10 protein-coding genes are annotated in these 12,082 nt (G+C 70.9%); 8 read left to right on the forward strand and 2 right to left on the reverse strand.

Features of this window, described 5'->3' with window-relative positions; genetic code table 11:
• Positions 1–125: 125 nt before the first annotated feature.
• From RYJ27_RS04345 to RYJ27_RS04355, 3 genes are all read left to right on the forward strand, one after another.
• On the forward strand, positions 126–617 hold the full coding sequence (locus tag RYJ27_RS04345) for an FHA domain-containing protein (protein ID WP_330171525.1): 492 nt from the start codon (positions 126–128) through the stop codon (positions 615–617).
• Entirely contained in the window at positions 617–1,309 is a 693-nt protein-coding gene (gene ftsR, locus RYJ27_RS04350) for a transcriptional regulator FtsR (protein WP_330171526.1), read from the forward strand. The genes RYJ27_RS04345 and ftsR overlap by 1 nt, the downstream gene beginning before the upstream one ends.
• Positions 1,310–1,420: 111 nt before the next feature.
• On the forward strand, positions 1,421–1,966 hold the full coding sequence (locus RYJ27_RS04355; protein WP_330171527.1) for a MerR family transcriptional regulator: 546 nt from the start codon (positions 1,421–1,423) through the stop codon (positions 1,964–1,966).
• A gap of 52 nt (positions 1,967–2,018) precedes the next feature.
• On the opposite strand, the gene RYJ27_RS04360 is transcribed toward RYJ27_RS04355, so the two are convergent.
• Positions 2,019–2,819: a ParA family protein gene (locus RYJ27_RS04360; protein WP_330171528.1), complete on the reverse strand. Its 801-nt coding sequence runs from the start codon at positions 2,817–2,819 to the stop codon at positions 2,019–2,021.
• A 71-nt stretch (positions 2,820–2,890) separates the two neighbouring features.
• On the opposite strand from RYJ27_RS04360, the gene RYJ27_RS04365 reads away from it, so the two are divergent.
• Genes RYJ27_RS04365 through def form a run of 3 tightly spaced genes read left to right on the forward strand, consistent with a single transcriptional unit; the run spans position 2,891 to position 8,384 of the window.
• Complete coding sequence (locus RYJ27_RS04365; protein ID WP_330171529.1) at positions 2,891–6,298, forward strand: pyruvate carboxylase; 3,408 nt, start codon at positions 2,891–2,893, stop codon at positions 6,296–6,298.
• 47 nt (positions 6,299–6,345) lie between these two features.
• A complete protein-coding gene (locus RYJ27_RS04370; protein ID WP_330171530.1) occupies positions 6,346–7,890 on the forward strand; it encodes a MinD/ParA family ATP-binding protein in 1,545 nt (514 codons plus the stop codon).
• A gap of 2 nt (positions 7,891–7,892) precedes the next feature.
• On the forward strand, positions 7,893–8,384 hold the full coding sequence (gene def / locus RYJ27_RS04375; RefSeq protein WP_330171531.1) for a peptide deformylase: 492 nt from the start codon (positions 7,893–7,895) through the stop codon (positions 8,382–8,384).
• Positions 8,385–8,411: 27 nt separating this feature from the next.
• Here def and RYJ27_RS04380 read toward each other — a convergent pair whose 3' ends face one another.
• Positions 8,412–10,244, reverse strand: coding sequence for an AMP-dependent synthetase/ligase (locus RYJ27_RS04380; RefSeq protein WP_330171532.1), 1,833 nt, complete (start codon positions 10,242–10,244; stop codon positions 8,412–8,414).
• A gap of 156 nt (positions 10,245–10,400) precedes the next feature.
• On the opposite strand from RYJ27_RS04380, the gene RYJ27_RS04385 reads away from it, so the two are divergent.
• The gene (locus RYJ27_RS04385) at positions 10,401–11,354 is read left to right on the forward strand and encodes an ROK family glucokinase (RefSeq protein ID WP_330171533.1); all 954 of its coding nucleotides are present in this window, start codon (positions 10,401–10,403) and stop codon (positions 11,352–11,354) included.
• A 3-nt stretch (positions 11,355–11,357) separates the two neighbouring features.
• The gene (locus RYJ27_RS04390) at positions 11,358–12,056 is read left to right on the forward strand and encodes a lysophospholipid acyltransferase family protein (protein ID WP_330171534.1); all 699 of its coding nucleotides are present in this window, start codon (positions 11,358–11,360) and stop codon (positions 12,054–12,056) included.
• Positions 12,057–12,082: the final 26 nt, after the last annotated feature.

Below are 12,082 nucleotides of genomic sequence, written 5' to 3' on the forward strand. Positions count from 1 at the left end.
GCGGGCGCGAGGGGGCGGAGTTCCCGCGGAAGCGGATTCTTGGAAAGAATCATGAGCGCGGGCATCCCGCTCCGCTCTCGTGGCGGGTCGCCCATCGGCTACGCTGGAGGGCCAAGGAGGACAGCGTGTCAGAGCAGCAAGACCCCGGCGTCGCCGGCCTCCGCCGAGGAGCGGATTCCGGCCACCGTCCCGCCGATACGACCCAGACGTTCGGGCACGACTCGGACCTGTCTTTCGTGCCGTTCGGTGCCGAGCTGAGCCAGGCCGAGCTCGACGCGATCCAGGCGTTGCCCTCCCGCGCTGCGCTGCTGCTCGTGCGCTCCGGCCCCACGGCCGGCGCGCGGTACCTGCTCGACACCGATGTGTCGACGGTCGGCCGCCACCCGGAGGCCGACATCTTCTTCGACGACGTCACCGTCTCGCGTCGGCACGCGGAGATCACACGGACGGGGTCCGAGTTCGGGATCGTCGATCAGCGCTCGCTCAACGGCACCTACCTCAACGGCGAGCGCGTCGATCGCGGCACGCTCGTCAACGGATCCGAGGTACGTATCGGAAAGTTCCGCATGACGTTCTTCATTTCGCCCGTCGACCTCCCCGTGGCGGCGAACGGCTGATGCCGGCAGCTTCGGCCCGCGGGTCCCTCCCCGTCGCCGGCCTGCTGAGCATCGGTCAGGTGCTCGCACGGCTGACGCCCGAGTTCCCCACGCTGACCACGTCGAAGCTGCGTTTCCTCGAGGTGCAGGGCATCGTCACCCCCATGCGCACGGAGTCGGGGTACCGCAAGTTCTCCCAGGGCGATGTCGAGCGGCTCCGGATCGCGCTGCAGCTTCAGCGCGACCACTACCTGCCGCTCCACGTCATCCGCGACTATCTCGCGGACCGCGACGCCGGGCGCGACGCGCAGCACCCGGGGGAGCAGCCGCCGCCGTCGATCCACCCGCACGGCCGTCGATTCAGTCGCGACGAGTTGCTGAAGGCGACGGGCGCTCGTGCCCAGCTGCTCAACGAGGCCATCTCCATCGGCCTTCTCCCCGCGTCGGAGTCGTACCCCGAGTCGGCGGTCGGCCTCCTCGGGGCGATGTCGGCCCTCGACCGCCACGGCATCGAGCCGCGGCACATGCGCGCCCTGCGGCAGGCAGCCGAGAGGGACGCCGCGCTCGTGCAGCAGGCGCTGGCGCCGCTGCTGCACCGCACGGATCCACGATCGCGAGCACGGGCGAGCGAGGCCGGCCCCGAGCTCGCACGTCGCCTCGACGAGGTCCGCAGCCACTTCCTGAAGGCGGCCCTCGAGCGGATCCTGCCGTGAGCGACCCCGCACGGTCGGGGTTGCGGCGTGTCGCGGCCGATGTCGTTGCCGGGCGCCCGGGCGTGGCCTACCGTGGGGGAAGATCGATCCGGACGAGGCGAGGAGAACGCGATGACCGCTGGTGACCTCGCCGACGAACCCCGCTTCGTCTCCGAGCTGCTCTTCACCGACGGTCTTCCCGCGATGGATGACGAAGTCGGCTATCGCGGCGCCGTCGCTGCCCGCGCCGCCGGCATCACCTACCGGCAGCTCGACTACTGGGCCCGCACCGAGCTGGTCGAACCGACCGTCCGTGGCGCCAGCGGATCGGGCTCGCAGCGTCTCTACGGCTTCCGCGACATCCTCGTCCTGAAGCTCGTCAAGCGCCTGCTCGACACCGGCATCTCCCTGCAGCAGATCCGCACGGCGGTCGATCAGCTCCGCGCGTCCGGCATCCGCGATCTCGCGGGCACGACGCTCATGAGCGACGGCGCATCCGTCTACCTCTGCACCTCCAACGACGAGGTCATCGACCTCGTCAGCCGCGGGCAGGGTGTTTTCGGGATCGCGGTGGGAAAGGTCCTCCGCGAGGTGGAGTCGACGCTCGTCGAGTTCGACCCGCAGGCGCCCGACTCGCTCGACGAGCTCGCCGCCCGCCGGGCCAAGCGCACGGCCTGACGCCCCCTTCTCCACCGGCCGTGCCGGGTGGAGAAGGGGGCGCCCTCGCGGATCAGGCTCCCGGGGCGGGGATGCGCCCGGTCCGCATGACGCGGTCGAGAAGGGCGTCGAAGTCTGCCGCGAGTTCCTGCGCGGAGTCGCCGGGCCAGATGTGGAGCGGCTTCGCCGCGCCCTGCGCCTGCTGCAGCGAGGTGCGCTCGGGCAGCTGCGGCGAGAGCACGAGGGGGCCGAACATGTCCCGCAGCTCCTTGATACGGAACTGGTGCTCGATCGACTGCGGACGCACGCGGTTCACGACGATGCCGAGGGGCTGCAGACGCGGGGAGAGGCCGCGGCGGATCTCCTCGATCGCGCGAAGCGCACGGTCGGCGGCGGCGACCGAGAAGAGCCCGGGCTCGGTGACGACGATGACCCGGTCGCTGGCCGCCCATGCGGTGCGTGTGAGCGCGTTCAGCGACGGTGCGCAGTCCACCAGCACGAGGTCGTAGTCGGCCTCGATCGTCGCGAGCGCCTCTTCGAGCTTCCAGACGTCGCGCACCGACGGGTGCGGTCCGTCGAAGTTGATGGCGGAGGGGCTCCCGATGAGCACGTCGATCGTGCCGGGATGCACCTTGGCCCACCCGCTGGAGGTGATCGCCTGGCGGACGACCTTCTCCTTCGGGTTCGCCAGGACATCGGCGACGTTGAGTCGACCGGCGACGTGGATATCCATGCCGGTCGACACATCCGATTGCGGGTCGAGATCGACGACGAGGGTCCGGACACCGCGGGCGAACGCGGCCGAGGCGAGCCCCAGTGTCACGGTCGTCTTGCCGACCCCGCCCTTGAGCGAGCTGACGCTGAGTACGTGCACGGTCCCTAACGTTACCTTCCCCTAGGCTGAGGAACACATTCTGCCCCGACGCGCCGACGCTGGGAGGCCCCATGTTCCACAAGATCCTGGTTGCGAACCGAGGTGAGATCGCCATTCGGGCGTTCCGCGCGGCCTACGAGTTGGGGGCCCGCACGGTGGCCGTCTACCCGTACGAGGACCGATTCTCGCTGCACCGGCTGAAGGCCGACGAGGCCTATCAGATCGGCGAGCCGGGGCATCCGGTGCGGGCCTACCTCGACGTCGATGAGATCATCCGCGTCGCGCGCGAGTCGGGAGCCGACGCCATCTACCCGGGGTACGGCTTCCTCTCCGAGAACCCCGAGCTGGCCGCTCGCGCCGCCGAGCACGGCATCGCGTTCATCGGCCCGCCCGCGCGGGTGCTCGAGATGGCCGGCAACAAGGTCACCGCCAAACACCACGCGGTCTCGGCGGGAGTCCCCGTGCTGCGCTCGACCGAGGCCTCGGACGACGTCGAGGCGCTCGTCGCCCAGGCCGACGACATCGGCTTCCCGATCTTCGCCAAGGCGGTCGCCGGCGGCGGCGGCCGGGGCATGCGGCGCGTCGAGTCCAAGGCCGAGCTCGCTCCCGCCCTCGCCGAGGCCATGCGCGAGGCCCAGAGCGCGTTCGGCGACCCGCGCATGTTCCTCGAGCAGGCCGTGGTGCGTCCGCGGCACATCGAGGTGCAGATCCTCGCCGACGGCGGCGGGAACACGGTGCATCTCTTCGAGCGCGACTGCTCGGTGCAGCGCCGGCACCAGAAGGTCATCGAGATCGCCCCCGCACCCAACCTCGACGACGCCCTCCGCGAGAGGCTGCACCGGGATGCCGTGGCCTTCGCGACATCCATCGGCTACGTCAACGCCGGCACCGTCGAGTTCCTCGTCGACACGGCGGGGGAGCGCGCCGGCGAGCACGTGTTCATCGAGATGAACCCGCGCATCCAGGTGGAGCACACCGTGACGGAGGAGGTCACCGACGTCGACCTCGTGCAGTCGCAGATGCGGATCGCGGCGGGCGAGACGCTCGAGCAGCTCGGTCTGACGCAGGCGGAGATCCGGCTGCGCGGTGCCGCGCTGCAGTGCCGGATCACGACGGAGGACCCCACCCAGGGCTTCCGTCCCGACACGGGGAAGATCACGACCTACCGTTCGCCCGGAGGCGCGGGCATCCGGCTCGACGGCGGCACGACCGCCGCCGGGTCGCAGATCAGTCCGCACTTCGACTCGATGCTCGCGAAGCTGACCTGCCGCGGGCGCGACTTCCCCGCGGCGGTCGCCCGGGCGCGGCGCGCGCTGGCCGAGTTCCGCATCCGCGGCGTCTCGACCAACATCCCCTTCCTGCAGGCCGTCCTCGACGACGCCGCCTTCGCGGCCGGCGACCTCGCGACCTCGTTCATCGACGAGAGGCCCGGTCTCCTCGCCGGCTCGGCGTCGAAGGACCGCGGCTCGAAGCTGCTCAACTGGCTCGTCGATGTGACGGTCAACAAGCCGCACGGCGACAACCCGATCTCGATCGCCCCGGCCGACAAGCTGCCGCGGATCGACCTGCTGGCCCCGCCGCCCGAGGGGTACCGCCAGAAGCTGCAGTCGCTCGGACCCGCGGGATTCGCCCGCGCCCTGCGCGAGCAGCCCGCCCTCGCCGTCACGGAGACGACATTCCGCGATGCGCACCAGTCGCTGCTGGCCACGCGTGTGCGCACGAAGGACCTCGTCGCGGTGGCGCCCGCCGTCTCCCGCATGACCCCGGGACTGTTTTCGATGGAGGCGTGGGGCGGTGCCACCTACGACGTCGCGCTGCGCTTCCTCGGCGAGGACCCGTGGGAGCGGCTCGAGAAGCTGCGCGACGCGATGCCGAACATCCCGATCCAGATGCTGCTGCGCGGGCGCAACACGGTGGGGTACACGCCGTATCCGACCGAGGTGACGGACGCCTTCGTCCGCGAGGCGGCGGCGACGGGCGTCGACATCTTCCGCATCTTCGACGCGCTCAACGACGTCTCGCAGATGCGGCCCGCGATCGACGCCGTCCTGGCGACGGGCACGACGGTCGCCGAGGTCGCCGTCTGCTACACGGGCGATCTGCTCAATCCCGGCGAGGACCTCTACACGCTCGACTACTACCTGCGCCTGGCGGAGCAGATCGTCGACGCGGGGGCGCACATCCTCGCCATCAAGGACATGGCGGGCCTCCTGCGACCGGCCGCGGCCGCGAAGCTCGTCGCCGCCTTCCGGGACCGCTTCGACCTCCCCGTGCACGTGCACACGCACGACACGGCGGGCGGACAGCTCGCGACCCTGCTGGCAGCCAGCGCGGCCGGGGCCGACGCCGTCGACGCGGCATCCGCCCCCATGGCCGGCACCACGAGTCAGCCCTCCCTGTCGGCGCTCGTCGCAGCGCTCGCCCACACGGAGCGCGACACGGGTCTGGACCTCGGCGCCGTCGCCGACCTCGAGCCGTACTGGGAGGCGGTGCGCAGCCTCTATCGTCCGTTCGAGTCGGGCCTTCCGGGCCCCACGGGCCGCGTGTACCGGCACGAGATCCCGGGCGGGCAGTTGTCGAACCTGCGCCAGCAGGCGATCGCGCTGGGGCTCGCCGACGACTTCGAGCTGATCGAGGACATGTATGCGGCGGCCAACGAGATCCTCGGCCGCATCCCGAAGGTGACACCGTCGTCGAAGGTCGTCGGCGACCTCGCGCTGCACCTCGCCGCCGTCAAGGCCGACCCCGCCGACTTCGCCGCCAACCCGCAGAAGTACGACATCCCCGACTCGGTCGTGGGGTTCATGGCGGGCGAGCTCGGCGACCTTCCGGGCGGATGGCCCGAACCCTTCCGCACCGCCGTGCTGGCGGGCCGCACGGTCACGATCGAGACCGCGCCCCTGTCCCGCGAGGATGCCGCGGCCCTCGAGGGCGACGCGGCCGAACGCCGTCACGCCCTCAACCGTCTGCTCTTCCCCGCGCCCACGAAGCATTACGACACGGTGCGGGAAACCTACGGCGACCTCTCCCTCCTCGACACCGCGGACTACCTCTACGGCCTCGTGCCCGGGGAGGAGCACGTCGTGGAGATCGAGCGCGGGGTGCGCCTCTACGTCGGCCTCGAGGCGATCGGCGCCGCCGACGACAAGGGCATGCGCACGGTCATGACGACGCTCAACGGTCAGCTGCGGCCGGTGTTCGTGCGTGACCGCAGCATCGAGGTGGAGTCGCGGCAGGCGGAGAAGGCCGACACGTCGCGCCCGGGTCAGGTCGCGGCACCGTTCTCCGGCGTCGTCACGCTCAAGTCCGCGGTGGGGGAGAAGGTCTCGGCCGGTCAGCCCGTCGCCTCCATCGAGGCGATGAAGATGGAAGCGGCGATCACGGCGCCCGTCGACGGCGTGATCGAACGACTCGCGATCGCCGCGACGGCGCAGGTCGACGCGGGGGATCTTTTGGTCGTCATCCGGCCCGCGCACTAGCCTTAGGCAGTCCGACCGGACGACCCGACCGATCCCACGGAGCACGAGTGAGCCCGCACGGCCCCGATTCCCACCCCGACGAGCATCCCGACAACGGCCTGCTCAGCACGGCGCCCTCGGTGGACACGTCGGGGATCGGCATCCTGGGCGCCACGACGGCGCACGTCGAGATCGTCCTGCCTGCTCACGACGACGAGGAAGACGACGACGACGTCGTCGACGACGATGTGCTCGAGGAGGACGTCGAGGTCATCGTCGCCGAGCTCGCCGACGATGATCCGGCGGCTGACGCCGAGCCCCCGCAGGAACCGGGTCCCGAACCCGAGCCGGAACCCGAGCCGCTGCCCGAACCCGAGCCGCTGCCCGAACCCGAGCCGCTGCCCGAACCGGTCGCCGCCTCCTCGCGCGCCGACGCTACGATGACGGCACACCTCGGTGCGGGGGACTCGTCCGCCGGCGCCGGGGACGAGCCGGAGGGGGATGCCGTGACCGACGACGCATCGCACGCCGAGACCACGACCGCGGCCGTCGCGACGCGTGCTGCGGCCCGTGAGGTCACCCGGCACGCACCCGCCGAACCCGCCGCCCCTCGGCGCATCGGCGACATCGCGCAGGGGTCGGTGCGGGAGACCCCCGACCTGCTGACGGCGGACCGGCTTCTCGATTCCAGCCGGCTCGCGCGTCCCGAACCCGACGGGGCATGGCGGCACCTGCTCTACAGCGCCACCCGGGGACGCATCAATCTGGGGGATTCGCGGCGGGCCCGCGAGCGCAAAGACCTCGACCGCCGCATCGCCGCGCCGCTGCCCGGCAGCGGTGCTCGCTTCGTGGCCGTCATGTCACGCAAGGGCGGTGTCGGCAAGACGACCGTGACGACCCTGCTGGGCATGGCGCTCGCGGACGCCCGCGACGACCGCGTGATCGCCGTCGACGCCAACCCCGACCGCGGCACCCTCGCCGAGCGCATCACTCGCCGCAGCGAGAAGACGGTGCGCGATCTCGTGCGCGAGAGCGAGAGCCTTCGCGGGTACAACGACGTCTCGGCGATCGTCGCCCGCGACGAGACACGACTCGACGTGCTGGCCTCCGACACCGATCCGCACGTCTCCGAGGCCTTCAGCGACGACGAGTACCGCACGGTCGCCCGCGTGGCGGACCACTACTACTCGATCGTGCTCACCGACACCGGCACGGGGATCGTCCACTCCGTCATGGGTGCCACGCTGGAGCGCGCCGATCAGCTGATCGTCGTCGCCGGAATGAGCATCGACGAGGCCCGCCTCGCCTCGGAGACGCTGACGTGGCTCGAATCCAACGGGCACGAGGAACGGGTGCGCGACGCGATCGTCGTCCTCAACATGGCCTCGCCGGGGTCCGCACTCGTGCGGCCCGACCAGATCGAGGCGCACTTCCGCTCCCGCGTGCGCGACGTCGTGCGCGTGCCCTACGACGCGCACATCGCGACGGGCGGGGCCATCACCTTCCGCGATCTCCCGCCCGCGACGCGCGCCGCGGCGAGGCAGCTCGCCGTGAAGGTCGTCGACGCGCTGCGCGGCGCGCCGGCCCCCTCGACTACGACGGCGGGTGCCTGACCATGGCCGTGCGTGAGATCCGTCTCTTCGGCGACCCCGTGCTGAAGGCGCACAGCGCCGAGATCGCCGAGATCGACGACTCGGTGCGGGCGCTCGTGCGCGACCTGCTCGACACCGTCGCCCTGCCGGGTCGTGCGGGGGTCGCCGCCCCTCAGATCGGGGTCGGCCTCCGTGCGTTCAGCTACAACATCGACGGCGACATCGGCTATGTCCTCAATCCCCGCGTCGTCGAGGTGCGCGGCGAGGCGGAGCCGGTCGACGAGGGCTGCCTCTCCGTTCCCGGGCTCTGGCATCCGGCGCTGCGCCACCCGTGGGCCCGGGTCGAGGGCATCGACCTCGACGGTCAGGCCGTGGAGCTCGAGGGCGAGGGCCTCCTCGCGCAGGCGCTCCAGCACGAATGCGACCACCTCGACGGCGTGCTCTACCTGCAGCGGCTCACCCCCGAGCAGCGCCGGATCGCCATGCGCGAGGTGCGTGAGAGCTCCTGGTTCTGAGCCCCCGCGCACCCCGCGCCGGGCGGGTCAGGGGATCGAGACGTTCGTCGTGTTGACGGGCTCGCTGTAGAGCTCCTCGATCTGCAGCGAGAAGTCGGACATGATCACGTTGCGCTTGATCGACATCTTCGGCGTGAGGTGCCCGGATGCCTCGGTCCACTCCGAGGGCAGGATCGTGAACTTCCGGATCGACTCCGCCCGGGAGACGTGGGTGTTCGCCTCGTCGATCGCCCGCTGCACCTCGGCCCGCACGGCGGCGTGCGCCGCGGCATCCGCCAGCGACATGTCTCCCGGCAGGTTGTTGTTGGCCAGCCACGTCGGCAGCATCTCGGGGTCGAGGGTGATGAGGGCCGCGATGAAGGGCTTCTGATCGCCGACCACGACGACCTGGCCCACGATGGGGTTGGCGCGGATGGGGTCTTCGAGGGCGGCGGGGGCCACGTTCTTCCCGCCCGCCGTGACGATGATCTCCTTCTTGCGCCCCGTGATCGTGAGGAACCCCTCGGAGTCGAACGACCCGACATCTCCGGTCTTGAACCACTCGCCGTCGAAGGCCGCCGCGGTCGCCTCGGGGTTGCGCCAGTACTCCTTGAAGACGTTGATGCCGCGCACCTCGACCTCGCCGTCCTCCGCGAGGCGGACCCCCACCCCGGGAAGGGCGGGGCCGACGGTGCCGATCTTGGACTTCTTGGCGAGGTTCACCGTCGCCGGCGCGGTGGTCTCGGTGAGGCCGTACCCCTCGAGGATCGTCACGCCGAGGCTGTGGAAGAAGTGGCCGAGACGGGGACCGAGCGGTGCCGACCCCGAGACGGCGTAGCGCACGTTGCCGCCCATCGCGTTGCGCAGCTTGCTGTAGACGAGCTTGTCGAAGAGGGCGAACTTGATCTTCAGCGCGAGGGGGATCCGCTTGCCCTCCTGCAGGAGGGTGGAGTGCTCGATCGCCGCGTGCGCGGCGGCGCGGAAGATCTTGCCCTTGCCGCCCGCCTCGGCCTTCTGCTCCGCGGAGTTGTAGACCTTCTCGAACACCCGGGGCACGGCGAGGAGATACGTCGGCTTGAAGCTGCCGAGCGCCGGCAGCAGCTGCTTCGTGTCGGGCTGGTGGCCCGTCTTGACACCCGCGTGGATGTTCAGGATCGAGATGAAGCGCGCGAACACGTGCGCCGTCGTGATGAACAGCAGCGTGGACGACCCGGGCACCTGCACGACCTCGTCGAGTGCCTTGGCGGCGTTGCGCGAGAGCTCGACGAAATTGCTGTGCGTCAGGACGCATCCCTTCGGGCGCCCGGTCGACCCCGAGGTGTAGATGAGGGTCGCGATGTCGGCGCCCACGGCGATGCCGCGGCGGCGCTCGATCTCGTCGTCGCCGACGGCGCTTCCCGCGTCGGAGAGCTTGCCGATCGCGCCGAGGCCCAGCTGCCAGACGTCGCGGATGAGGGGCAGGTCGCCGCGCACCTCGTCGACACGGGCGGCGTGGTCGGCCGACTCGACGATGAGTGCGACGGCGCCGGAATCCTGGAGGATCCACTGGATCTGCGAGGGGGAGCTGGTCTCGTAGATGGGGACCATCACCGCGCCGGCGTAGAACAGCGCGAAGTCCACGAGCGTCCACTCGTAGGTCGTCCGGGCGAGGAACCCGACCTTGTCGCCGGGCTCGATGCCGGAGGCGACGAAGCCCTTGGCGAGCGCGATCACCTGCCGCCGGAACTCGGATGCGGCGATGTCGCGCCAGCCCGAACCTTCGGGGACCGCGAACAGCGGGCGATCGGGGGTGGCCTTCACCCGCTCCTCGAGCAGATCGGCGATATTGGCGCTCGGGTCGGCGGGGACGATGGCGGGAACCTCGAACTGGACGGCACTCATGTCGGCAACTCCTTCGGTACCGGTGGGGTGGCTCTGGCACTCAACTCTACCCCGCGGTGATACTCAGTCCCAGCCGCGAAACGATGCCCGGCGCCGGGCGCGACCTCCCTACTAGACTGCACGTTGGCCCGCGCGCGGCCGGGGAAGGAAGTGGCGGTGCTCGCGGTAGGTATCGACATCGGCGGAACGAAGATCGCCGGCGGACTCGTCGACGAGGAGGGGCGCATCCTCGCGCAGGTCAGGGTCGATACGCCCCTGACGGTGCCCGCGATCGAGGCGGCCGTCGCACAGATGATCGCCCACCTGTCGACGGATCGGGACGTGCGAGTGGCCGGGGTCGCCGCCGCCGGGTTCATCGACCGCGATCGCTCCACGGTGTATTTCGCGCCCAACATCGCGTGGCGGGATGAGCCGCTGCGCGCCCGGCTGGAGTCGCTGACGGGCCTCGACGTCGCGATCGAGAACGACGCCAACGCGGCGGGCTGGGCCGAGTACCGATTCGGGGCCGGTGAAGGCCGCCGTGACGTCGTGATGCTGACCCTCGGCACCGGCGTGGGCGGCGCCATCGTCGTGGGCGGGGAGCTGTACCGCGGGGGCCACGGGATCGGCGCCGAACTCGGTCACATCCGGCTCGTGCCCGGGGGCCGGCTCTGCGGGTGCGGACAGCAGGGCTGCCTCGAGGTGTACGGATCGGGCCGCGCACTCGGCCGGGAGGCGGCCGAGATCGCCGACACGGCGCCCGAGGGCCTCGGTCGCGCACTCGCCGAGGCTCGCGCGGAGAAGGGGAAGCTGACGGGGGCGATGATCTCCGGCCTGGTGCTCGCCGGGGATCCCGGGGCGGAAGAGGCGCTACGTCGGATCGCGGTCGCGGTGGGACAGGCGTGCGGCAGCTTCACTGCGATCCTCGACCCGGAGCTGTTCATCATCGGCGGGGGAGTGTCGCAGCTGGGGGAGCGCGTGCTCGCGCCGATGCGCGAGGCGTATCTCGCCGCGACCCCGGCGGCGGGGTCGCGACCGGTCGCCGACTTCGCGATCGCCCGGATGGTGAACGACGCCGGGGTGATCGGCGCCGCCGACCTCGCCCGCCGCGACATCCTCGGGGGTGCCTGAGCGGTGTTCTACTGGCTGATGAAGTACATCGTCATCGGGCCCGTGCTCAAGGCGATCTTCCGGCCCTGGATCGTCGGTCGCCGAAACATCCCCGTGCAGGGGGGAGCGATCCTCGCCAGCAACCACCTCTCGTTCGCCGACTCCATCTTCCTTCCGCTCATGATCGACCGGCCGGTGTCGTTCCTCGCCAAGAGCGACTACTTCACCGGGCGGGGCATCAAGGGCTGGGCGACGCGGGTCTTCTTCAAAGCCACGGGGCAGCTGCCCATCGACCGCTCGGGAGGCAAGGCCTCCGAGGCGTCGCTGAACACCGGACTGAGCGTGCTCGCCCGCGAAGACCTGCTCGGCATCTACCCCGAGGGCACGCGCAGCCCCGACGGCAAGCTCTACCGCGGCCGCGTCGGAATCGCCCGGATGGCGCTCGAGGCCCGCGTGCCGGTCGTTCCCGTCGTCATGGTCGACACCGACGAGATCATGCCGATCGGGCGCCGCGTGCCGCGCATCGGCCGTGTCGGGATCGTGATCGGCGAGCCGCTGGACTTCTCGCGCTTCGCCGGTCTGGAGGGCGACCGCTACGTGCTCCGCTCGGTCACCGACGAGATCATGGTGGCGCTGCAGCGGCTGGGCGAGCAGGAGTACGAGGACGTCTACGCCTCGACGGTCAAGGACCGCCTGGTCGCGGCCCGGCCGGCGCGAGGGTAGCCGCCCGCGCGCTGGTGGGCAACCCG

The organism is Microbacterium limosum (assembly GCF_036324365.1).
GTDB classification, from domain to species: Bacteria; Actinomycetota; Actinomycetes; order Actinomycetales; family Microbacteriaceae; genus Microbacterium; species Microbacterium limosum.